Here is a 25,104-nt window from a genome sequence, read left to right as displayed (position 1 = left end):
TGTTTCAATTTAGATTAAGTTGGGGACTCCATTTCTATCTACCAAGCGACAGGCAAACCCGTTTTGGGCTATTTCCTCGTAATTATGTCCTGCGTCAGAAGGCCAGCAAGCTCCAAACGACAACATCTGATTGCCGGTATTGGCTACACGATGTGCTATGCCTCCGGGTATGTAATGCAAACTACCGGGAAACATTCTCTCTGCCCATACTTTTCTTTGTTCATCCATAAATATGAGCATGCCTTCACCTTTCAGACCCCAATAAAATTCTGCTCTGTCTATATTTGCATGAAAATGTCCTTTAGTCATGAAATATTCATCGCCTACTTTACCCGGGTACAAATAAGTAATCCCAAAGTATAGTCCGCCCGGTGTACCCTCTTTTACAGGTAAGAAACTGCTGACTTCATAAACAAGCTTTTCTTCTTGTATTTGCAGAAAGGCTGCTTCGTCTTGAAATATGCCTTTCAGGTCCTTCATTCTACGTACCGATTTTTCAACTTTGTCTCCGATCAGATTATCATCCGCGAAAAAAAGTGCTGGATTGATGATATTAGATGTGCTCATAATTATTTGTTTTAGTATTTATATTTCTTGAATTATCTTAGTGCTATTGTTAAGCTATTCGATTTGGAAGGATTTAATTTTATAGTATTCGATTCTTTGTTTTTAGCCCACTCTCCGAGATGAACATATATTCCTATACAAGAACTATCTGTCAACTTATCTATTGTCAAATTAGCCTCATTTCCAGCTTCATTTACTTTCAAGGTAAATGATAGTTTGCCAAATGGTGTAGCTATATCTTTCAGACTAGTTTCCATACCTGCCTGCAACCATTCTGCCGGTAAGCCTTCGAGTAAGTGCATTTCATTTCCTCTATCGAGTGCCAATAAGTGAACTGTTAAACGGACAAACTCTGCACTCCCCCAATTGTGTGGCATTTCGCCCCAAAATTTAGGTTCCAGATCTCGTGGATTTTGTTCTTCACGCCATGCGTATAATGGCGAAGCATGATTTGCAAAAGCATACAGAGATTCATAGGCGCTTTTACTATCACCCATCCAAAGACATGCGTGACCATAGAAGCTTGCGAAATAAGACCAAATTCCGTCGGGCATCCAACCTGTTCCCATAACGATACCTTCCTGTAAAGTTGTATGAAGCATATTGATAGTTCCTACAGCAATCGGATCTTCTTTTTCGAATATTTGTCCCGGATATATTCCCTGACAAAACGCCCATTGTGCACGTTGGGGCAATGCCTGAAACTTAGGGTCCATTAATACTGATAAGTACTGATTTCCGAAAGCATCTGTTTGCATATCACGATGGGCAGCAGCTTGGAATGTGTCATAAAAGTCTTTGTATTCTTTATCCCATTCTTTTGCATCTTTCTTTTCGCCGATCCAATTAGCTGCCTGAATCATAGCTTTAAGCCCTGACAGGTTCCAATATATATTAGTATATTCTGCCTGATCTTTTCCGCCCCAAAGTCCGCCGTCTATATCTCCCGGAGGTATTAATCCATCGTCGAGAGGGATATCATTGTCAAGAGTTGTCTTTCTTAATTCTTTAATATAGGCAACCGTTTTGCGAAGTTTAGGCCATATCGATCTCAACCATTCCTTATCTTGTGTCAGCATGGCATGGCGAACACATGTCCATAGTACAATGCCATTTTCTTTCCAATAGTTAGGAGTCATTTTTCCGAACTTTCCATTCTCCTGTTGAAACGAGAGAGTATAATCTATTCCATAGCGGGCATCTTTTCCTTTGTCGAGCATAGTCGCTGTTTCAAGGAAGAAAGCGCCGTCGGTGATCCACAAGCCACGATAGCAGGTTGGACCTACCTGAAAAGATATATTACCATCTTTAATTTCGCGTGCCTGCCAGATTCCCCTGATAGAAGCGTCCAGAATATTCTGAATTTCCTGATCGGGAACAGATATATGTCCGTAAGGTATTTCTGTTTTGTTTTCCCAATAAGAAATATGCTCTTCTTTTATTGTATTGATTTTATTATTTAATGATTTAGCATCTGCCTTAAGTTCATTAGCAAGCAGCGATTGTTTCCCATTGTCGTAGAGAACAACCATTTGTCTTTTTTCTCCAGCAGCCATTTGTATGGAAGCTAATTCGAGAAATGTTTTAGAATCGCTAAGTACTTTTCTTACTTTTACGATCTCTTCACTGACAACAAGTTGTTCTTTATTATTGATAGTCACGACCCGACCTTCTACTTTGACTTCATGCTCAGAGTTGATAATCAAAACAGGATTAATTGTTTTCAGGGTGTTTGTTTTATTTTCTACTGTTGTAAGAACGATATCTTCCCTGTTCCCCTTCTTCGTGCTTATTCCTTTTTGAATATAGTCTAGTCCGGTAGCAAAAGCCTCTTGGATTATTTCCATTCCTGCATACGAACTTTCGGTAACTACAATAGGAACACGAGGTGAATAGAGTTTTTGATCGTTTATTTTTACGTTCTCATCAGCTAAGACATGCACCACAGTACGAAACCCCTTATTGTTTGCGTAAGGATAAAATTTATCACTGCCAAACTCATATAATAGTTGTCCTAAAGGTCCAACCACCGTTTTGCAAGTGTCATCGGGTAAAGAAGTCGTAGAGGCGTGCCACTGTGGCGCATATCTGTAGTCTACTTTCAATGTTTGGGCATACAGAGAAAATATGCCAACAATGAATAATATAAATAATAATCTCGTTTTCATTTGTATATATTTTTGATGATTAAATCTTTATCTTTTATTTATAATTTCACTTTCAGCTTTTTCAGTATCTCTTCACCTATCGGTCGATTTATTACAGAAGGAGTTATCAGTATATAACCGCCCTTCGTTTTTGTATCTACAATTCTTACTATACAAGGGTATCGTTCGGTAGTCATCGGATAAAGCAGATTTTGCTTTGTGTTTGTATATGCGAGAACTTCGAATGTCCAAGGTTTAAACAGTGCAAAATCAGTATATGTAGTGTTTACAGGGAATGCTTCGGACGATAGCCCTTCTAATACTGTCCCATCGCAAAAGTCTATACCTGATCCCTCTATTTCGAAACCGAATAATCCATTTTTGGTACTCCACGAATTGAAAAACTGTTCGCTTCCCCAATAATTGACACCTTTTCGTTTAGGATGGGTTAATCCGATATTCGGGAGAGCATCGTCTGTTGCCTGCCATTCGTTTGCGGTTGTTTGTATACTGACGTTTGGTGAATTTGATTCGGAAAAACCGAAATCCATTCCGTCGTCATACAGCTTTACATCTATTATATTCGAGGAACCGAATTTCAATGCATTATAAGCATCAGAACCAGCTTTTACTACATACATACGGCTAAGCATTTTATAGCGGTGCGAGTCCGGATAATCAGTATTAGTCGGATATTCTTGTTTTATAAATTGCTCCATATCCCGATAATTGGCAACATATGTATTGTTGATAAATACACTATCGAGTCCAACGAGAGCTCCAAGTTCTATATAAATATCTTTTCCCTTGAAAGCGGAATTTAATGTAAATTCAGAAGTGTAATTGCCGTTCTTCTGATTCGGATATGTATTGTTTACATGTGGAGTGAACAACCAGTCTTTTAAATATTGCCTGTCTTTTGCAGGAAGATATTGATACCAATCGACAATGCCACCCTGCTCACCCAAAATGCCCGCTCCATCTTCATCACTCTTCGGGTTCACTGTAGCACCATAGAAAACGACTGTTCCACCTTTGTTTACATAGGCCTCTAAGGCTCGTTTTATATTATTACCTGATTTAGTATAGAGTGGTAAGCTATTTCCTTGTATAATAAGCTTGTTGTATGATGAACCAGCCATATTTGCTAACGATTCGACATTGATCGCATCCAATTCGAGTTCCGGTTTTACAGAATGAAATTCGGGATCATAAAATATTGCGGTTTTACCTTCTCTTAATTGGGGTACAGTAATTTTCGATACTGCACTATAAGTTCTCTCGTTGATAACCGGTTTTACATATTGTTTTTTGTTTGCACCTATTACATTTACATCATCTAATTTATCAACATGTACATATTTTATACTGGTATCTTTTACTGTTACTGTTAGTTTTCCATTTTTACAGTTGAGTAACATATTCCCGTTTGGTGTAGGTATTTTACACTCATAATCTTTCCAGTCGGCAGGAACAGCGGGAACAACTTTTACTTCTGTCCAACCCGGTGCAAGTGTTTCCACACCCATCAGGTCTTTTACTACTACTTCTAGTAGATTGCCTGCGGCAGTAATAAATACATTGCCGCCAATAGATGTACCGTCTGTATCAAGTGTTTCTTCTATTAGTCCGGGGTACTTCTCATCTTCTATTGTCGAAGCAGCTAAGTCTAATAATTTATAAGCCCCTTCTTTATCATTGCATCTGAAACGTGCTTCTACTTCCCATAGATTCCACCAAGGCCATACTTTCACATTCTGGTCGTTCTCTAGCCCTACATGATTCATACGTGGAACGATTGTTATAGAACCATAGTCGCACCAATTATTTTTCTTTAAATAATCGAGTGTCTTTTTAGCTCGCACGTCATCAGTCGCATGCATTTTGAGCAATATGGATTGGAAAGTCTGTGAACTACTTTCACTGACAATATCCCATAGAGTCATGCTGTTGAAGTATTCTTTTTCTTTATTCCAGTAAACAGTATTAATTGCGTCTACGGTTCGTGTATATAGTTTCTGCAGGCGAGCTGCTTCTTTTTTATTGCCTATTTCTGTTTCTATTTTAGAGAAATAATCTAGTGCACATGCATACATTGCATTCGTTGCCAATGTACTGACGCCATTAGTTGTTAGCATCATAATCATGTGATCCATAAATTCGGTAACATCCGTGATTAAGCCATCTTCATCATAATCTCTGGTAATCCAGTGATTGATCCACGGTCTGATTATATCTGCATCTTTTTTTAGAGTTTGAATATTACCCGAATGGAGGTAATAATTCCATGACGAACGAGCCGTCCATCCTATTTCGGATGATGTGCCTCCTTGTGAAGGATCATTTGAGTTTTTACAATCCTGAGGCGACATTAATGCATATCTATTCAGGTCGTAATCCAACGATTGTCGAGCCATTTTTGCTCGTCCCGAAACAAGTCCTCCGGGTAACATTCCTGAACCTAAATCGCGAGCCCAGATGTCTTGCCAGCGAAATAATTCGCACAGCATAATTTCGCCGTTATATCCCAGATCTAATAAAAATTGGGAAAATGCAACTGACTTATTTAGAGTAGTATTTGGCGATTTTAGTACTAATTGTTGTGTATAGATTTCCTGCAGCAAAGTATTCATAGCTTCATAGCTTTCTACAGAATCAAAATTTTCATTTTGTGTAAAAAAAGTGTAGCTTGTGCCACCATTATGAATCTCTTTTTTGTATAGTGGTATAGAGTTTTTTAGTTCAAGTTGGGTTTTTATATTTACAGGCGATTTTACACAAATAGTAAAACCTGTAGCTGGTAATACGCCATACATGACATGAACCGAATCTCTGCCTATTCTAATATCATATGATGCTCCTCCAGGAAAGAAAGTAGAATTCCATAAGGTACTTGTAGGTAGTAATTCTTCTCTTCCTTTTAAGAAATGCAACGATCCATCGAGTTTTAAATCTTTTGCGGCAATAAAACGTTCGGGTGTTGTTTTTACTATATATTTCCCATCCCCTATCAATGAGGTAGGAGCTTTTCCGATGTATCGCAAAGACAAATTATCTTGTCCCCAGAAGCAATTGGAAGATAGCACCAATAGAAATATAATTATTGATATTTTTCTCATAATCAGCCTTTTTAGAGGGTGTGTAAACTCAGTTCATATTGAATATGAAGCAATAAAATAGCCTGTCTCAAAAGTCTATAGACCTTTCAGTTTAAAATTCTCCATTACTCCTCAGATAATAGACCTCTGAGACATGGCTAAGTAAAAGTCAGTAATTAGTAACCCGGATTCTGTTTCAAATGTGGGTTTTTATCCATTACCGCCAGAGGTATTGGAAATAGGTAAGTGTGTTTATCAGCAGGGTCTTGATTAGGTTTAAAATCCCATGTTCCCTTGAATGCATCGAAACGTATAAGGTCGTTTCTTCTCCATCCTTCAAAAACAAATTCAAAGCCCCGTTCTTTAAGTAATAAATCAAGAGTCAGAGTAGGCAATGGTTTTGCCGGGCTAAAGTTGCGTTCTCTTACTTGATTTACAATAGTACGTGCACTAGGTTCGTCTCCTTTACGCAACAAGCATTCTGCTTTCATGAGTAAAACATCTGAGTATCTGAATATAGCAAAGTCGTTATTCAGGTGATTTTTACCTCCTTTTTCAACTTCCCATTTGAATAGTCTCGCTCCTTCATTCTCGTTTGCATTCGCAAAATCACCAACTTCGATTGTGAAATCAAGAGGAGTAACACCATCACGTATATAAAGAGTTTGTCCATCAGCAGAATATTGAGGTCCTATTAAGAATGAAGCATAACGAGCATCATCTTTATCAAAACTTTTCACAAAACCAGGTACTGCGCAAGGTCCGTTCCACGAACTGAATTGTACATCGAAAGTTGTATAGTTGGAGTAATGCCAAGACATTTGGTAAGGGATAAAATAACCTCTGAAATATTCTGCATCGTAAGGTATAGCAAATATATTTTCGGTAGAGCCTTCATTCTTTACTTTGAAATTATTGAAGATATTAGGTTCTAATTGATACAAACCCGATTCGATAACTTTATTGGCATAAGTAAGACATTTATCCCATTGAGCTGTACCGGTATATACTTGAGCATTCAGATATAATTTTGCTAAAATTGTATATGCAACCCATTTCGTAGCTTTAGCATACGTACTTGCGTTCTTGTCTTCGGAAAGCCCTTCTACTGATTCCAATAATTCTTTTTCTACAAAATCGTAAACTTCCTTACGTGTATTATTGGTTGGTAGTGTACCGTCGAAAGACGTAACAATAGGCACATTGCCTATATTGTCGAGCATCATAAAGTACCAGAAAGCCCTGATCGTTCTCAATTCAGCATAAGTACGCTCTTTGTTTTCAATCTGAACGGCTGTCTTATCTAACATGTCAATAATCTTGTTGACAGTAGTTACTTGCTCGAACCGCCAGAAGTCAGGAGTTTCTTTTGCAGACCATTCATGTGTATGGTATCGTAAATGGATACCGCCCGAATACCAATCCAGTCCGCGTGCCGGAATCATATATTCATCGGTAGTAATTTCTTGCATCCAGAAATCATTATTGACATAGTTGACTAATGTTCCGTATGCAGGGCCAATCAGTGAATTCATTTCTTCTGTCGTACCTCCGAATTCATCTTGAGGTGTTACACTATAGAAATCTTCATCGAGATCGGTACAAGATGTAAGTCCCAAAATGCCGGACAGAAATATGGATAATATATATTTTCTTTTCATGATATACGTTTTTGATAGTTAAAATGATACATTTACTCCCAAAGAGAATGCCCGTGTTTTAGGATAATAGTTTCGGGCATCTATACCCAATACCAGTCCGTCAGCGTTTACTTCTGGGTCTATACCTGAATAACCTGTTATAATAAATAGATTATTAGCTGTGGCCGAAAGTCTTATATTTTTAATTTTAGAGCTGGCAGGTAGTTTGAAATCGTATCCTAAAGTAAGATATTCCATGCGGACAAAACTTCCGTCTTCTATATAGTAAGAAGAATATACCAACGGTTGAGCTGCTTTATCAAGAGCCGATCTCAATACATTACTTCCGGGCATACGGTTTATATCGTCCAGATACAGTCCTGTAGAGTTAGCAATATCGTTTCCAAATACTCCTCTCATCATAAATGACAACGACAGGTTTTTATATTGGAAAGAGTTCGACATATTCATAGTAAAATCAGGTTGTGCATTACCAATCACCGTTCTATCGTCTGCATAAACAAATTTTCCATCTTTACTTACATCCTCATATTGGAATATACCGTTTTCATCTTTGCCTGTGTATTTTGCACCATAGAATGTTCCGATAGAATAACCCGGTTTAAGTATTTGAGGTGTCTCCTGTAATCCGTTTAGAGACCATTCGCCGGTGTAAACTACATCCAGTTTGAATTCGTCGTTCGACAACGATTTAAGTGTATTCTTGTTTTTAGCGAAATTGAAGCCCAGATCCCATTTGAAATCCTTAGTATCAACCATTGTTGCTTCTACAGACAATTCAATCCCTTTATTTTCTACTTTACCTACATTCGCCATCATAGTTCTGTATTGATATGGAGGTGTAGAAACGGGATAATCATAAAGCAAGTTAGATGTTTGTTTATTGTAATAATCTATACTTCCTCTTATTTTTCCACCCAAAAGGTAGTAATCGAATCCGAAATCGAGTTGAGCAGTTTCTTCCCATTTCAAATTTGGATTTTCGTTTTGATTAGGAGCATATTGAGTATAGAAGCTTCCATCGCGGTAGTAATATCCGGCAGCACCGTATAATGCAGCAGATTTGTAGTTTCCTATATCCTGATTACCTGTAATACCGTAACTGACACGCATTTTAAGATCGTCTAAGAACGAGATATTCTTCATAAAGCTTTCTTCGCTGATTCTCCAAGCCACAGAACCCGAAGGGAATGTGCCCCATTTATTATCTTTACCGAATTTACTCGAGCCATCTCGTCTGATTGTTCCGGTAAAAATGTATTTTCCGGCCATAGAATAGTTCGCTCTGGCATACATCGAAATCAGTTTGTTTTTTTCTTTCCAACTTGTTACATCAGATGGATTCATAACACCTTCTGCTGCACCGAAGTTATTGTACATAAATTTATCATTGATAAATCCTCTTCGTTGAGCCATAAAGTTTTCAGTCGAAAAATCCTGATAAGAATATCCGGCTATTGCGTTTATTTTGTGTACTTTATTAAATGTTTTATCGAAAGTTAGAGTAGTTTCCAATAGTCTAGTATTATCTTCTACTGTCGAACGTCGTGCCAATCCGTTTATTTGCTCTGCGGTTCGCGAATCTTTCGATTCGTAATAACCGTTCAGTCTATTAGTTCTTGACAACGAACCATTAACCGCAGCTGTAAACATATTTAAGAATTTGTATTCAACCTGGATACGTCCCATAAACTGATTGCGTTTACTTTCTGAGGTCATCTGTTTCAACATTGCTACGGGATTGTAATACTCGTATCCCGATACTTCTTTAAATCCTCCGTTGTCGTCATAAACAGGAATGGTTGGATTTAGATTCAACGAATATGCAAATACATTTGTGGTAGGAACACTTGTCCAGTCTTCGATTGCTGTATTAGCATTCAGTAATACTCTAAGATTACCGTCAAGAGCAGTCTGATCGAAAGATATATTTGCGTTCAAACGTTGCAGACCATTATCAAGTACAATTCCTTTTTGATCGAGATAGTTCACAGATGCTCTGTAAGTAGAGTTTTCTGTTCCACCCATCAGGCTTAAATTGTGATTTTGAGAATACCCTGTTCTATAAATTTCTTCATTCCACTTTGTATCCCCACCATAGTCCATGGCTTTTGTAATATCATTATCTTTTACATATTTTCGCCATTCGTCAGCAGTGAGCATATCCAGATTGTTGGCCAAGTTTTCTACTGCAAAAAATCCATCATAAGTAATAGATGTTTTACCTGCTTTACCTTTTTTTGTTGTAATCAGAATAACGCCATTAGCGCTTCGTGCTCCATATATAGCTGCGGCAGAAGCATCTTTCAATACACTCATCGATTCAATGTCTTGCGGCGCTACGCTATTTAATGACGCTCCGGGAACTCCGTCTATTACAACTAATGGTCCGTTTCCTCCCATCAAAGAAGTAGAACCTCTTAAGCGCATAGTGGCACTTTGAGTCGGATCACCTCCGGGTCTTGTGATTACAAGTCCTGAAACTTTTCCCTTTAGCAATTGGTCGGCAGATGTTACCACACCTTTATTAAAGTCTCTTTCGGAGATATTAGCTACAGACCCAGATAAGTCTTTCTTTTGTATTGTACCATAACCGATAGCAATTACGTCATCCAACATAACAGCATCGTCCTCCATAGTTATTCTAATATTTGTTTCGGAGCCAATAGGTATAGTTTGAGATTTCATACCAATAAGGGTCACTTTCAATTCTTTCGACCCTGTGGGCACATTAATTGAGAAGCGTCCTTCATGGTCGGACATAATGCCGACATTTGTCCCTGTTATTGTTACCGAAGCACCCGGCAAGGTTTCGCCTGATGCACTTACAACTGTACCTTTAAGTATTTTGTCCTGTTGTGTTTTAGTTTGGGCCGATAGGTTTATCCCAATTAAACTAAAACCAAAAATAATCAGGAGCATTCTTTGACAAAAACGAATTATTCGTTTGTCTAAAAGATTTTGATTTGATTTTTTTTTCATACCATCAGATTATTAAGATTTTAAAATTTAGGTAGCTTATTTGCTAAATACGAAAGTTTAAGGTGAATTGCTTTTCTACATATATTAATAGAAAAAGCCTTTATTATTACTTATTCATAGGCATTAAACATTTATGTTACAATGCAAATGTATTTTTAATAATAGAGGCTATTTTATGCGATTCTCGCCAATACTTCTGGTATCTTACTATACTGGTACTTTTCTGTTTTTAGCGCCGTATTTTCTTTGATATTCTGACGGTGACATATTAGTAGAACGCTTGAACTGATCAATAAAATTAGACAGATTATAAAATCCGGATTCTATGCTAAGAGCAGATATTGTCATCTTATCTTCAATCAAAAGTTTTTTAGCATGACCTATGCGAACATCATTCAGATACTGTACAAAAGTTTTCTTTGTGCGATCTCTGAAATAGCGGCAAAAGGCATTCGGAGTTAATCCGACAAGCGACGAGACTTCTTCGAGTCGGATTGGTCTGGTAAAGTTTCTTAATATATATTGATATACTTTGTTGAACCGCTCAAAATCGCCTGAATTTAGAGTGTTGCGGGTATAACCGACACTGGCTAATGATTCGTATTCTTCGGCAGAAGCCATTTGTTCGAGTAAGAGTATTAGTTTTGCGATGCGACCTGCACCATTCTCATTTACATATTCATTTATCAATTTACCGATCTCTTCTCTCGATTTACCTACGAACTTTACTCCTCTCTCTGCTTTTTCCAACAAAGATTTTATATTGTCCATTTCCGGTAGATTGAGTAGATTAGCACCAAATAATTCTCTCTGAAAAAATAAACATAAGCATGAAGCCCGCAAGTTCGATTCCTTGTGAAAGAATATATCGTCATTTCTCCATTCGTGAGGTAAATTTGCTCCTATTATACACAAATCGCCCTCACCATATTCTTCTATGTGATCACCTACAAATCGTGTTCCTGTTCCTTCGAGAATATACATGATTTCGATTTCAGGGTGATAATGCCAAGGGACAATAAAGTGGGGCAGTTCTTCTTTATAAACATTTACATAGCTAGCTGGTGTAAATGGCAAATCCTGATATAATGGTTTCATAGGTGTTGGTGTTAGTAATGGTTAATGATATGTTATGTACTCATTTTATATATTTTAAGGTGTTTTCCAATTCATTTCTAAATCTAAAGGATAGCTGGGTCTGCTTACGTGTTTAAATGGAAGTGTTCGCATATCTAAATTGCAAAAGCCTGAAGTAAGTGCCATCAAGTGTACCGGAGCTATGTCTCGAAGCTCAGGATATAGATAACCTAGTTTTACTACAACAATTTTAAAGTCAAGTGGATTGAATCCTATTTCTGTAAAATCCCGTACTTCGATAAATGATCGGCGTGTACTAATTATAGCAACTTTAATCCCATCAATATCGACTACTGCGGCGGCTCTTGGTGTTTTTAATATCGAATCCGGTGATAAATATATAACTTTCCCTTTTACTTGCAAGGGTTTTCCAAAAATATAATCGACTTTTCCACCAAGTTTAACATTAACATCTTTACCAATGCCAGTTTCAACACATTTTCTTAATGCGTCATTATCTACAATACCAGCTACAAATGCGTCTTTAGAGTTGTATTTTATCAAAGCTTCTAATACTTGAGTATTATCGCCCGGAGCTCCCGCTGTTGTATTATCGCCAGAATCGGAAATAAATACTGTTTTATCATATTCACCGGCTTTCACAATCATCTCATCTATTGTGCCTTCGGGCACATCCAGTTTCATTTCGGTTCTGCGATCCCATATTTGTTGAGCTAAATTATTCGCTTTTGTTTTGGCTATGTCAGCATATTTTTCATCTTTTGCTACAACAAACACACGCATAGCTGAGCGGGGAAGATCTGCCCAGCAATATCCTGCGAATATAGAAGCATCCATCATTCCTTCTGCTTTTGCAACATCAGGAATTTGAGCATATATAGAGTGCAAAGGTTCGACTTCGGTAATACTTTTCTCTCCGGGCACTAAGATGGGAATTATCACAGATTCGATATGCGGTTTTAAATCTTCTTTTATTGCTTGAATAAGAAGTGTAATTGCTCGGGTCTGTGTTTCGTTTCCATCTCTATGTGGAGCAGTACGGTAAGCTGTAAGGATATTGATGTTTTTTACAAAATCGGGCGATAAATTACCATGTAGATCAAAACTGCCACTTATAAGAACATCATTCCCTACAATCTCTCTTATTTCTTTTATCAAAGTAGCTTGTGCATCTTCATAACCTTCTACATGAAGTGCGCCATGCATATCCATATATATACCGTCCAGATGCCCTGCATTCTTTATGCTATCAAGTATTTCTTGCTTGTATTTTTCAAATATTGTACGCTCCACTATACCCCCGGGCCAAGCATAGGCATGAAGAGTAGGGATAAGTTCCACTCCTTCGTTACGGCAAACTTCAGCCCACGGCTCATCTTTTAATACGTCTTGACCTCGTAAGGTTTTAAAATCAGCTTCTGTAGTCGGCAACGTGGAGAACGTATTAGACTCGTTACGAATCCCCAATGTTAAGATACGTGTACTTCCATTGCCTTTATTTTCTGTTTTGCAAGAAATACAGAGCATTGTAAGGAAGGCTCCTAATAGGATATAAATAAATAGGTGTTTTTTCATAGCTACTTTTTTGTTTATTAAATTATTCTAGGGTTTTAGGCTCAATATTTTTTTACTGTTTAAGAAAAATGGAGGTACTATGGCAGGTATGTTCGAAAGTGGTAATATTTCTTCAGGTAAATTAATGCCCAACTCCTCGATCATAAACGTACGTCGAGCCATACATCTGTTGTAGGTATCAGGGTATTGCTCTTTGAGTTCTTTTTGCAATTTTTCGTCTGCGATAACGATACCGTCTTCCATTCTTGACGAAAAATATTTCTTCGATCTGGGAATAATATCTACTTGAAGATACATTCCTGAGCGAATCTCATCTTCTGAATCTTTATATATAGGAGAACTGACCCATTCGTCGAAGTGAATTAAATGACCGGGATTGAGATAGACACCAAAATCGTCGAAAGGAAGGAGTTTATCTATCAGTTCTCTGAAAACTTTTCCTTTTGTACCGATTTTCATTGTCTCATACCATTGGGCGCAGGCATAAAAATAAGGCGCAGCAAGATTTTGTACATATTCTCTCGCATACTCAGGTAAATCGCTTTCGTTTTCTGCTACCCACCCTGCACGGCAAATATTACTGCCCCAATAAGCGATTCCGGTAGAGCAAGGCTCTCCTTTTTTAATTATAGCGCCAACAGGACTGGAGAGACCTATATGTTGATTTCCCGAACTTTTTATCCCTGTATGGCAACCTAACGGATAACCTGTATAATGATGTTCTGCAATTAATTCAAAATCGGTAATACCTGCTCTGAAATTTTTAAATAGATTTTTAAGACCTTCGGATGCCATCACATTTACAAATTCAAAATGGGCTATTTCGAAAGCTGATAATATTGATTTCAATCCGTATGCAGGCGACATCAATATATCTGAAGCATTCAGCACATTATCGTATCCGCAGATAGAACGGAGTTTGTCAACTATAAATGATGGAATTTCAATCGCTTTTTGATAGTCGGCAAACTCAATGTCCGAATAATATTTCCAGCCCATACATCCTACTTTCGAGTCATCATTTATTCCTTCTCCTCTCAATATTTCAGCCAATCCCCTACTCTCGTCTCTTGGCTGGCTAATTAGCGAAAATGGTTGGTATCTCTCATAACGGAGTTTACCTGCATTGTATAAAGGTGATACGGTTAAATGCCCCACACATTCATTGCCTACGAGCATAAGAGGCGCTCCCTCTTTACTGATTATCATTAGTGCTTCTTCGAAACGAGGGTCAAAATGAGCGAGATACATCAAGTTAGCAAAATGTTCGCGATCTCCATACACAACTAGATGAGTCAGATTGCGATGTTCCATCATTTCACGACATTTGGATATACGATTTTCTATTTCTTCGGCTTCAGGATATATGATAGGAGAAGCAAGACCAAATTCGGGCCAATTGATTTCTTTTAGATATACGTTTTCGTTTTTCATGGTTGTATAAGAATATATGTTTTACAAATATAAAATTCATCTATAATCATTTTGTATCTTATTTTAGCCAATAGTTATAGTATTTTACCATAGCCAATGATAAGATACCAGAAAGTTAGTTAATAAATGGAAAAGTTAGAAATGCATTTCTAACTTAGTCTATATTAGAGTATTATTTACTTGAGTTTTGTACACTTTCCAATATCTAAATAATTCAACTTGTTTATTCTCAATATTTAATACTAATCTGAAAAGTATCAATTCAGTAAACAGGGAGCAGGAATAAATAAATGATATTTACGCTAGAAATAGTTTTAAAGCAAGAAAAGTGGCTTAGACAGCCACTTTTCTTGGTACGGAGAAAATAATTACTCCTGAACTCTATCAAATAATCATAAGAATAAAAGGCTGCTAATTGCAGTATTCTAAGATTATTTGTTTGTATTTATTGCATATTTCTCTAATTATTGAACATCTTTCACACAGCGCACAGGCAAATAGTAACTGGCAGCCATAAGCCTAATTCCATGCTGGGTTGCTGTATAAAAAACGAATGTAAGTGCTCCCAATACTTCGTATCCGCCCGAAATAGAGGGATATCTATTCCAATAATATCCATAAGAATCAATATTTGTTGCGGCACCATTGGCATATACAGCTCCTGTCAGCACAGCATTGAAGCCCCCTTCCTTCATTGGTCTACTTTTCCCTAAAGGCGTTACATCCATTTTCTGAGCATTTCCTGCATAATTTGCGTTCACTGAACTACGCGAAAATTGACAAGGATTTTCGGTGATTGCACGAAACAGTGTATGCCAATCATCCTGAGAGGGTAAATGCCAGCCATCAGGACAAATGCCTTGAACTTTATCGGGAAATTGCTCAACGTAAACAGGCGCTTTACGTGATGCAGCAGCATAATTATAAAAAAAGCCGTGCTCGCTTACCTTAGCCGGATCAGCCATAGGATAAGTGTACAACGGCTCGTCACCGTTACCCATATTTGTCTCACTAGGAATTGTAAATTCAAGATCTGTACTCGTTCCATCGGCCCATTTTGTAGCTCTCACGTTTTCTAACATCCACCAACCGGCATCTGTATTCGCTGATTTGAATCTGCCAATTTGATAATTAACCACTTCGCTACCTCTCACATCGGTTAACACCTCTGTTTCTCCAATAAATTTAGAAGCTTCACCCAGAGGTAACCATTCGCTGCCGCCCCACAAGTGTACTCCCGGCATAACATTGGCACAATCATCTCTCTTAACATTATAAACCATTAATCCTGAATGCTTAAGCCATGCATCATTAGTATTTTCAATTTTATTATCTCCCATCTGTAAGATTTTTAAATCAGGTATTATAACCCTAGGAAGAAGCAATCCTTTGGTCGAAGTTGTCTGGTTAGTCGAAGGCACTTCTTTTAAGTCTAGCAATGCTCCATCTGTAGCTTTTTCGCCAGAGCCGATCGTAACCTGAGCCCAAAGTATATTTTGTAAAAACAGTGTAAATAATAATAAATAAATTTTAATGTACTTCATTTCTCTATGTGTAAAATTTGTTTGTAAATTATATAGTGTATTATTGTGTCGAAGCCTAAGCGAAAAGTTATAGTTTGTATAACTATAACATAATTTGTTCTCGGCTCTATTTATAATATATTTCCCATCGAGTTTACTGACTCCCTTTGCTTTCTAAAATACTCGTACCTATATACTTGTCCGCTAGCCGATATTAAAGTAGAGTGTCTTCTAATTGAGTCAATCCACTCCTTCTGTTTTTCACAGCTTTGGGCTGATTGGGTATCCACACCGCTTATTCCATATAATCTAAGATGTGCATATTGATTATCTGCATATTGAAAATGACTATATGATGCTTCTATATTGATGTTAGATAGATATATAAAAAACTTTTCTCCTGTGCTGTAAGTTCCACTTTCTGCAATATCTTCTACATAACCAATTAAATCAAGAATCTCTTGTTTAATCAATTGCAAATCGTCCCCACTTATTAATTGCAATTGATAGAAATACTCTATATCATATTGTAAAGACGTGAATACATTTTGGTCTAATATTAGTACGGAAGAATTAATATTTTGAGCTTCTCTAACAAATTGTTTTTGTAATTCAAATATGGTCGGAGGGATAACTACCTCATTATAACTAGTATTATAGGAAGACTTCCCTAATTGATGTAGCCATTTAAAATACTGAAATCGTGAAAGATGGGGGCACTCCAGATAAAATACGAAAGGCAAGGTATTAAGAGCATACCTAGCTTCAGAATCGGAGTATGTTGTCATTTTCTTGAAAAAATTGATGCAAACAGATAGTCTATGTGTGTAAAGTTCGACTTCAAAGTGAGGCTCATGGGCATCTAAATTGAAAGATACATTCTCAGCATGATAATTAAGAATTTTATCCATCGAGAAATTAAACTTCCTAGATAGTAATGCTGTTTCTTCCAAAGAAAATGAAACCTCCCCCCTTAGTCTTCTGTAAACACTTTCTTTTCCAAGAGGTAATGCTTCCAATAAAACAGTTGCTAAAGTTATTCCTTCGGGCAAAGTTCTTTGAATTTCCTCTACTATTCTCTTATTAAATTCCAACTGTGCCATAAAGCTATTTATTTCCTACATATCGGAGTCTTGTAAAACGGTACAAACATATATAATAAAGAAATGATTGAAAGCGTCCAGTTGTTCCTTTATAAGCAAGTTGAGGCCACTAATCGTTTCGAATATCGGACACAATCAAATAAAAGTCTCGTTAATGAGGAACTAAATCTAACTATTAAGATTACATTAATCCGTTTCAGCAGCTTGTCTAGACATTAATCACCTCTTTGTGTGCCTATTGAATTTTATTAATCTTTATATTTGATCGAATCAACAAAGTCTCACATGTGAGACTTTATCTATTTTGTTATTTTGAGCCATCGCTATACTCTCCATTCCTTTACTCGCTACAATTTAGCCAAGCTTTACGGACAATTAATTATAACTGAAGTATCACTTTTCACAAAATATCAGAAGTTAAAACGGTATAAAAGCAATATTTGAATTGTCAATACAGGCAAGAAATAATGTAGAAAGAAAGCTTGTACTAAGCCTTTGTGCAGTTTTGTAAAGCTTGTGTTAATCAAACCCTTTGAACCACGATAATTCGCATTTTTTTAACATATCCTAATTCCGAGGAGTCCCAAAGACTCAATTATAATCTCTGATTATTTTACCTCTATAATATATGTTCCAGTTATCTTTTGCATAAGCTATCCCCCAAGTATTTATTTGATTTGCTAATATACATATTTGAATGAAAAAATCAGAATGATAATTTTGATATCGACATCTTATATGAAGTAGAATATCCAGTTTCAAAAGCGGATCTTATTAAAATAAACTACATTGTTAAAAACTAAAACTAGTGTTACTTTGTTTATTTTCTACTTCAAATTATCTTTGACCGAATTTTTAAATAAAAAAAAATGATTATGAAACAACAACTAGAGAATTTAAACCAATTATTTGCAGATTTTACTAAAGACGCTACGCAACAAGTAGAAAGTGGAAACAAAGCAGCCGGAACTCGTGCAAGAAAGGCTTCCTTAGCAATAGAAAAAGCTTTGAAAGAATTCAGAAAGACTTCAATAGAAGCTTCAAAGTAATATAATTTTACATTTTGTTTTAAGGTGATCGAAAGGTCACTAGTGGTCGGAAGAAATTCCGACCTTTTTTTATATTTTGAATAAATACAAAGAGATTACTGTCACGTTAACTTTGTAGCCAATATTATACATATATTTATAATGGTTTGGTTGTAAATATATAAACAAATCAAAATCAAACACTTAAACAGAAATAGATCAGTTTATAATCAAACGTGTAACAACAAAAAACAATCAGAATATTTTTCTTTCCACCACTTATAATTCCAACATAGTCTTCGTATATGGAGTGATAGAATTGAATGTTAAATTAAGACGAGAATGCAGTTAACTTTTTTTCTTATTCTTTTTTTTGTACTTTTGTCCGCCGATTGGAGTAATCAATAACATAAACTTACATTCAACGTAGCTTTTTAATATGAAAAAGAACTTTACAAAACATTTTTGGGTATACTTCGTGCTGTTTTTAATTTCCTCTATAGTAGCAAATGCTCAAGCTACTATCGGAAGTCATGTAACCCCTAATACAGGAGCATTGCTCGATCTAAAAGAAAACGCTGATGGTTCCTCAAACAAAGGGCTGGGTATGCCACGAATATCACTCAAGTCTTTAACTATTGATGTCGCAGGTGGGGAGACCAATATGGCTCCAACTCTTGATGGTACAACAACTGCCGACATCTGGGATAGAAATGAACACATTGGCTTATTGGTATATAACGTGAATACTGTTGAAAACCAAACTAATCGTATATGTCCCGGCATGCATGTTTGGGATGGTGAATTTTGGCAACCAATAGCATCCTATGCCGCTCCAATCGAAGTAAAAGAATTAGATAACACTCAACCTATTGTGCGCGGATTTCAATACTTGGACCCTTCAGTATCTGATGGTTGGTCGCTAGATAAACAGGCTGACCGATTAGCAGGAAAATATAACTTAGGACACAATACAACCAATAACACTCCCGATTTGCAAGATACCAGAGGTACGGAAAGTCGCACATATACCACCTCCCGTTTTTATGTAGGATATAAAACCATAACAAGGTCATATATTGTGAAACGCAATAATAGTTGTGATCCCGTATCTAATCCGGCATGGACCAGTGTAGAAAACATAACCCAAACAGAGAAAGTATTTACAGATGGTATTTGGATGACTCAGCACCTGAATACAACAAAAATGCCTAATGGAACAGACATTCTTCAGTTTTCGGAAAGTATGCCTGTTGGAACCCCTCATTACCAAATGTTAAGTAGTGATCCGGCCAATCTTTATGGCTTGCTATACAATTGGTACGCCAGTATCAATGTAGGATCAGGAGCAGGGCAAACACCCAATCCCGGAGATGCCAATCAGGCCGGTAGTAATCAAAGTGATGTCAATATTCAAGGTATTTGCCCTTCAGGCTGGCATCTGCCAAGTGATCAGGAATGGACTGACCTCGAAAACGGAATCATCAGAAAAACCAGTGTGTTTAGTAATGTACCCGATTTAGGAGAAGCAAAGATGATCGGCTATGACGATATGGACTGGCGTGGTATTGATGGTCTGGGGCGCGCAATGAAATCAAAAACAGCTCTTGCCGGAAAAGTTGCAACGAGAGGAGAAAGTAACACGGCTCTTTTAGGAGGCTTTGATGCTTACTTAACAGGGCACTATAATGCTGATATTTCTAATCCCACTTACAAAGAAAACAATGCCTATTTCTGGTCAGCCAGTAGTTTTGGAGCAACTGACGGTATGCGTCGCTCTCTTTATACTGAAATTAATTCACAGGCTATACATGGGGGCACTCATCGTGGATGGAGCGCTAGGGTAGATTTATTCAGTGTACGTTGTAAGAAAAATTAGGAACTTATATAAGTACTTTCTTTTTCTCTTATATTCTTAGTCGAAAAAGAAAGTAGATTGACTCATTAAACAAATCAATTATATCTTTTTAGGTGGACAATTAAAATTGTCCACCTATTTTTTTAAGTTCAGATAAGGAAAGCATAGAGATAAAAAACAAGCTAGAAGAAAATTTCGGAGATCAGTGCGACTCTGTGGTTAAAAGTCAAGACGAACTCAAAATAAATAAGTCCCAAGAAAAATCTTGAGACTTATTTATATTACAATGAAACTAAATGATATATCCTTATAGTTTTTTCAAGCCTTTGGTCTGAGTCTTATCAGTCACTTCGAAAATGCTAATTGCATAACCACCACCCGGAGCAGATGACTGTGTCAATTTAGACTTATTAGTCACAACAACTTTACGTACAGTATATGACTGTGGATTTGTTTTATAATGAGCATCTTTTGCATCGGCGTATATAGTTGCAATATACGTTTTATCAGCATCTAAGAAATCGAAAATTATATTCGATGTATAACCTTTCTCTCCTGCAACATTACCTACAAACCAATTATTTGTTCCTTTTGCTTTACGAGCTACCGTAATAAATTCTCCCGGTTCTGCCTCAAGATATTTACTATTATCCCAGTCTATAGCTACATCTTTTATAAATTGAAATGCATCCATAAAACGTTCGTAATGTTCAGGGAAATCGGCAGCCATTTGCAATGGACTATACATTGTTACATAAAGTGCCAATTGATTTGCCAACGTAGTGTTTACATGCGAATTATTATCGGGATTAATTGTATTGATATCCATTTCGAATATACCCGGAGTATAATCCATAGGACCACCCATCAAGCGGGTGAAAGGTAATATAGTTGTATGATATGCTTTACTTCCGCCGAATGCCTGATATTCTGTTCCTCTGGCAGATTCCTGCGCCAACAGATTTGGATAGGTACGGTGTAATCCTGTAGGGTGAACAGCTTCGTGAGCATTAACCATTATCTTATAGTCGGCTGCTTTCTTTATTGCATATAAATAATGATTGTTAAGCCATTGTCCGTAATGATATTCGCCACGAGGTATCATATCACCGACATAACCGCTTTTTACAGAATTATAGTTATTATCTACCATAAATTGATATGCCTGATCCAGATGACGTTCGTAATTGCGAACCGAACCTGATGTTTCGTGATGCATCTGCAATTTTACATTTTTGCTTTTTGCATAATCGCGTAGCATAGCAACATCAAAATCGGGGTAAGGTGTGACAAAATCAAATACGTAGTCTTTGGTTTTACCGAACCAGTCTTCCCAACCTACATTCCATCCTTCTACCAGCACTTGATCGAAGCCATGTTTTGAAGCGAAATCGATGTATCTTTTTACATTCTCGTTATTAGCTCCATGTTTTCCATTCGGTTTAGTTTTCGAATAATCGGTAACGCCTAGTTGCACACTCGGCAGATCGGTATATGCCCACGAACTTTTGCCTGTAATCATTTCCCACCATACACCCATATATTTTACAGGTTTGATCCATGATGTATCTGCAATCTTAGAGGGTTCGTTCAGATTCAAAATAAGTTTAGAAGCCAGAATATTACGGGCATCGTCACTCACTACTACCGTACGCCAAGGCGATTGACATGGTGTTTGCATATAACCTTTATCACCTCTTGCATCAGGTGTTAACCACGACTCGAAAGTGAAATTGCTATCATCCAGATTGAGTGACAAAGCAGAATAGTCTACCAATGCAGCTTCGTGGATATTAATGTATATGCCATCGTTCGATTTCAACATTAACGGTGTTTGAACACCTGTTTGCGAAAATTGTGTTTGCGAAGCATTATCGGTTACAGCACTCTTGAATAATCCTTTTATTTCTGACAAGTTAGAGATAACATAATCATACTCTTGCGTATCATAATCGCCCGGAATCCAGTATGCTTTAATATCGCCCGGCATAGCAAATTGAGTTCTTTCTTCTTTGATCACAAAATAATTCAGATCGGCTTGCTGTGGAAACTCGTAACGAAAACCAAGACCGTCATTAAAGAGACGAAAACGAATTACAATCTGACGATTAGTACCCGACTGATTTAATGTTACAGCCAATTCGTTATAATTGCTGCGAATTTCGTTTACTTCACCCCAAACTGGTTTCCATGTTTCATCGAAAGTTGATGTCTTGGTATCCACTACACTAAACTTATCGTATAAAGAAGTCTTTGGATTATTACTTTTTCCATTCATTCCCATTTCTGTACCAAATTCAGCTGTCGGATTTTCGTCTTTCAGTTCGAGACCTAGTTTACTGGTTTTGATAACATCCTTACCCTTATAAGTTAGTCTATAAGTCGGTACTCCCCCACCCTGAACCGAGAAGTTCATAGACAGATTACCATCAGGTGATTTTAATTCTTGTGCCATCATGTAATTTGCCATAGCAGAGATACACAACAGTAAAAATAGTTTCTTCATTATCCTCTTATTATTTAGTTTTGAATTAATTTACGGATATGCTTACAGTCCCTCTTTCATCTGGTATTTTTACCCAGCATTCCTTAGTGACTTCATTCCAAGACCATTGTACAGATTTAAAATCTAAGTCTATATTTTTTATAATATTATCGGCTTTTACATTCTTAACATCCTTACCGTTTACAAGTATATTTTTAGGTTTAGCTTCCAAATGATACTTTAAAACGATATTTCTTTTGTTCGATTGCTTGAAACCATTATCTGTAGATACAATTTCGGTTGAATATCCATTATCCAACGTCGAACAAGTAAATTTAGTCTTCGAAAAAATATCTTTCAAATAATCCTGATTCTCTCCTTCGTCTTCATACAACTCAAAACTAGTGCTTTCGCCTGCGTAATTTGGAAAAATGTCGACAAATACAGGGAAATCTTTTTTCTCATGGATATATTGCATGATTGGCATTTGCGGAATGATAGACCCTTTCTTTACGAAAATTGGAATTACATTCAATGGTGCTTTATATGCTATGGTCTGTCCTCCAAGATAAACGGTTTGTTTATCATTAAAATCAATCCATTCGCCTTCGGGTAAATAAACACGTTTTACTCGCTCTCCCTTTTTCAATACAGGAGCAATTAACAATTCTTCTCCGAAAAGAAACTGATCGTTTATCTTAGTTGCTTCCTCATCGTTCGGGTATTCCATAAACAAACCTCTCGTTATTGGTAAACCCGTGTCGTGCGCCTTGCGGGCATAGGTATAAAGATAAGGGAACAGTTGATATTTCAATTCGATAGCAGCTTTACTGTTTTGTTCTGCTACTTCGCCAAACATCCAGGGTTCTGCTGCATTATCTCCTTCGTGATGCGCACGACTCAGCGGATTAAACACACCGAATTGCATCCAACGGATATACAACTCAGCCATAGCCGGATAATCGGTTATATCACCACAATACCCCGATATATCTGTAGTCCAGAAAGGAATACCACCTAGACCGGCAGAGATACCCATAGCAACCTGATTAGCCATTTGACCCCATCCTTCAAGCACATCGTTTCCATTGCCACTATCGCCGGTCCATCCGAATGTATAGCGCTGAAGCCCTGCATAAGCAGCACGTGTCATCTGAAATACACGTTTATTGGGATTACGTTTTTCAAATTGTTCTTTTACAACCTTGTCCCATGTCAATCCGTATACATTATGTATTTTGGCATGCATACCTAAGTGATGCTTCATATTCAGACGATCCAGATCTTCTTCGTTACTCCAAGCAGGCTCGCCCATGTCGGTCCAGAACCCTCTGACACCATCATCCAATGGCTTTTGTTGGAGTTCACCCCACCAGTCGGCAACTTCGGGTAAAGTGAAATCAACCACCCCACAATTGCCTCCCCAAGGCCATGGCATATCGTACGATTTCCCTGTACGAACATCTTTTGCAAAATAGCCCAATCTGTCTGCTTCTTCCCATTGTTCTTTTGTAGCTTGCGAAACGACAGGGTCTTGCGACAGAATCATTTTGAAGCCTTGTTTATTCAATGTTTCGAGCATAGCTTTAGGATTGGTATAATTGCCTTTTCGCCAGTTGAAATCCTGAAGTCCTTGCGTCCAGCCAATATCCTGATAAATAATATCGCATGGTATCTGACGTTTACGGAATTCGGCAGCTATTTCTAATGCTTGCGCCTCCTTTGTATAAAGTCCGCGACATTGCGAAAACCCAAGTGCCCATTTGGGTGGCATAATCGGTTTCCCTGTCAATGAAATATATTGTTCCTGAATTTCTTTATAGTCTTTTCCGAAAATAAAGTAGTAAATAAACTCACCATCAGGTGCTTCAAACGAATAGTATTCATCTGATTCCGTGCCAAATTTAAACTCTGTTTTATAGGTATTATCAAGAAAGATACCATAACGGTAGCTACTCATAAAGAAAGGGATACTTTTATAAAGCGGGTCTTCTGATGTACTATAACATGGTTTATCACTGTTCCACATCTTATAATCACGACCACGGCGATTCAACGGGCCTGTTTTTTCGCCCAACCCAAAGAACTGTTCATCTTTGCGCAATACTTTATAGGCTTTTTTAGCGGTAGAATCTGATACGTGCCCGATCTCTTTGAAATCGCTAAAAATTAGCTTTTGCCATTTATCGAAGATTTGAAGTTGCATCGGATCCTTATTCAACCTGATGCGTAGTTTAGATGTATATATCTCGTAACAAGCAGCTTGTTCGTCCACATTTATCTCGCCTACATCTTCCAAACTTTCGTTCACAACAGCAAATGATTCATTTTTACGGGTAAGCTTACCTGTAGGATCGAACCATATCTTTACTACCGAACCACTATTTATAGTCAGCGAGAGCTTTGCCCCATCTTTACTATTAAATATTACCTGATTGCCATTCTTTGTATAAGAAATACATTCTTTCGCATCCTTATTAGCAGAAGCTAAAAGGCTTAACGGAATCAACAGAGATAGCAATAATATATATTTAATTTTATTCAT

The 25,104-nt window shown here is 37.2% G+C and carries 14 protein-coding genes; 2 read left to right on the top strand and 12 right to left on the bottom strand.

What is annotated here, in order from left to right; all coding sequences use genetic code 11:
• Positions 1 to 9 precede the first annotated feature (9 nt).
• From G7Y57_RS07345 to G7Y57_RS07300, 10 genes are all read right to left on the bottom strand, one after another.
• The gene (locus tag G7Y57_RS07345; RefSeq protein ID WP_165021652.1) at positions 10 to 567 is read right to left on the bottom strand and encodes a glucose-6-phosphate isomerase family protein; all 558 of its coding nucleotides are present in this window, start codon (positions 565 to 567) and stop codon (positions 10 to 12) included.
• 32 nt (positions 568 to 599) lie between these two features.
• The gene (locus tag G7Y57_RS07340; RefSeq protein WP_165021650.1) at positions 600 to 2,735 is read right to left on the bottom strand and encodes a hypothetical protein; all 2,136 of its coding nucleotides are present in this window, start codon (positions 2,733 to 2,735) and stop codon (positions 600 to 602) included.
• Positions 2,736 to 2,773: 38 nt separating this feature from the next.
• A complete protein-coding gene (locus tag G7Y57_RS07335) occupies positions 2,774 to 5,833 on the bottom strand; it encodes a hypothetical protein (RefSeq protein ID WP_165021648.1) in 3,060 nt (1,019 codons plus the stop codon).
• A 155-nt stretch (positions 5,834 to 5,988) separates the two neighbouring features.
• Positions 5,989 to 7,473 carry a RagB/SusD family nutrient uptake outer membrane protein gene (locus G7Y57_RS07330; RefSeq protein WP_165021646.1) on the bottom strand — a complete coding sequence of 495 codons (1,485 nt, stop codon included), beginning with the start codon at positions 7,471 to 7,473 and terminating at the stop codon, positions 5,989 to 5,991.
• Positions 7,474 to 7,491: 18 nt separating this feature from the next.
• Complete coding sequence (locus G7Y57_RS07325) at positions 7,492 to 10,455, bottom strand: SusC/RagA family TonB-linked outer membrane protein (RefSeq protein WP_165021644.1); 2,964 nt, start codon at positions 10,453 to 10,455, stop codon at positions 7,492 to 7,494.
• Positions 10,456 to 10,662: 207 nt separating this feature from the next.
• Positions 10,663 to 11,553 carry an AraC family transcriptional regulator gene (locus G7Y57_RS07320; RefSeq protein ID WP_165021642.1) on the bottom strand — a complete coding sequence of 297 codons (891 nt, stop codon included), beginning with the start codon at positions 11,551 to 11,553 and terminating at the stop codon, positions 10,663 to 10,665.
• A 54-nt stretch (positions 11,554 to 11,607) separates the two neighbouring features.
• Positions 11,608 to 13,128: a M81 family metallopeptidase gene (locus tag G7Y57_RS07315; protein WP_165021640.1), complete on the bottom strand. Its 1,521-nt coding sequence runs from the start codon at positions 13,126 to 13,128 to the stop codon at positions 11,608 to 11,610.
• 27 nt (positions 13,129 to 13,155) lie between these two features.
• Positions 13,156 to 14,562, bottom strand: a complete 1,407-nt coding sequence (locus G7Y57_RS07310) for a hypothetical protein (protein WP_165021638.1) — start codon at positions 14,560 to 14,562, stop codon at positions 13,156 to 13,158.
• 464 nt (positions 14,563 to 15,026) lie between these two features.
• A complete protein-coding gene (locus G7Y57_RS07305; RefSeq protein ID WP_165021635.1) occupies positions 15,027 to 16,106 on the bottom strand; it encodes an FISUMP domain-containing protein in 1,080 nt (359 codons plus the stop codon).
• 110 nt (positions 16,107 to 16,216) lie between these two features.
• On the bottom strand, positions 16,217 to 17,188 hold the full coding sequence (locus G7Y57_RS07300; RefSeq protein WP_165021633.1) for a hypothetical protein: 972 nt from the start codon (positions 17,186 to 17,188) through the stop codon (positions 16,217 to 16,219).
• Between the two features lie 875 nt (positions 17,189 to 18,063).
• On the opposite strand from G7Y57_RS07300, the gene G7Y57_RS07295 reads away from it, so the two are divergent.
• Entirely contained in the window at positions 18,064 to 18,237 is a 174-nt protein-coding gene (locus G7Y57_RS07295; protein ID WP_165021631.1) for a histone H1, read from the top strand.
• 418 nt (positions 18,238 to 18,655) lie between these two features.
• Positions 18,656 to 20,095, top strand: coding sequence for an FISUMP domain-containing protein (locus tag G7Y57_RS07290; protein ID WP_165021629.1), 1,440 nt, complete (start codon positions 18,656 to 18,658; stop codon positions 20,093 to 20,095).
• 286 nt (positions 20,096 to 20,381) lie between these two features.
• On the opposite strand, the gene G7Y57_RS07285 is transcribed toward G7Y57_RS07290, so the two are convergent.
• Both G7Y57_RS07285 and G7Y57_RS07280 read right to left on the bottom strand, forming a co-directional pair.
• Positions 20,382 to 22,580, bottom strand: coding sequence for a glycoside hydrolase family 97 protein (locus G7Y57_RS07285; protein WP_165021628.1), 2,199 nt, complete (start codon positions 22,578 to 22,580; stop codon positions 20,382 to 20,384).
• 25 nt (positions 22,581 to 22,605) lie between these two features.
• Positions 22,606 to 25,104 carry a glycoside hydrolase family 31 protein gene (locus G7Y57_RS07280; protein ID WP_165021627.1) on the bottom strand — a complete coding sequence of 833 codons (2,499 nt, stop codon included), beginning with the start codon at positions 25,102 to 25,104 and terminating at the stop codon, positions 22,606 to 22,608.

It is taken from the genome of Dysgonomonas sp. ZJ279 (assembly GCF_011039205.1).
GTDB lineage: Bacteria > Bacteroidota > Bacteroidia > Bacteroidales > Dysgonomonadaceae > Dysgonomonas.
The sequence above is the reverse complement of the archived record's forward strand: the minus strand, read 5'-3'. Positions and strand labels throughout refer to the sequence as shown.

Bases quoted from the DNA above. Each gene is read 5' to 3' on its own strand.
- G7Y57_RS07345 (WP_165021652.1), bottom strand. From the start codon at position 567: ATGAGCACATCTAATATCATCAATCCAGCACTTTTTTTCGCGGATGAT.
- G7Y57_RS07340 (WP_165021650.1), bottom strand. From the start codon at position 2,735: ATGAAAACGAGATTATTATTTATATTATTCATTGTTGGCATATTTTCT.
- G7Y57_RS07335 (WP_165021648.1), bottom strand. From the start codon at position 5,833: ATGAGAAAAATATCAATAATTATATTTCTATTGGTGCTATCTTCCAAT.
- G7Y57_RS07330 (WP_165021646.1), bottom strand. From the start codon at position 7,473: ATGAAAAGAAAATATATATTATCCATATTTCTGTCCGGCATTTTGGGA.
- G7Y57_RS07325 (WP_165021644.1), bottom strand. From the start codon at position 10,455: ATGAAAAAAAAATCAAATCAAAATCTTTTAGACAAACGAATAATTCGT.
- G7Y57_RS07320 (WP_165021642.1), bottom strand. From the start codon at position 11,553: ATGAAACCATTATATCAGGATTTGCCATTTACACCAGCTAGCTATGTA.
- G7Y57_RS07315 (WP_165021640.1), bottom strand. From the start codon at position 13,128: ATGAAAAAACACCTATTTATTTATATCCTATTAGGAGCCTTCCTTACA.
- G7Y57_RS07310 (WP_165021638.1), bottom strand. From the start codon at position 14,562: ATGAAAAACGAAAACGTATATCTAAAAGAAATCAATTGGCCCGAATTT.
- G7Y57_RS07305 (WP_165021635.1), bottom strand. From the start codon at position 16,106: ATGAAGTACATTAAAATTTATTTATTATTATTTACACTGTTTTTACAA.
- G7Y57_RS07300 (WP_165021633.1), bottom strand. From the start codon at position 17,188: ATGGCACAGTTGGAATTTAATAAGAGAATAGTAGAGGAAATTCAAAGA.
- G7Y57_RS07295 (WP_165021631.1), top strand. From the start codon at position 18,064: ATGAAACAACAACTAGAGAATTTAAACCAATTATTTGCAGATTTTACT.
- G7Y57_RS07290 (WP_165021629.1), top strand. From the start codon at position 18,656: ATGAAAAAGAACTTTACAAAACATTTTTGGGTATACTTCGTGCTGTTT.
- G7Y57_RS07285 (WP_165021628.1), bottom strand. From the start codon at position 22,580: ATGAAGAAACTATTTTTACTGTTGTGTATCTCTGCTATGGCAAATTAC.
- G7Y57_RS07280 (WP_165021627.1), bottom strand. From the start codon at position 25,104: ATGAATAAAATTAAATATATATTATTGCTATCTCTGTTGATTCCGTTA.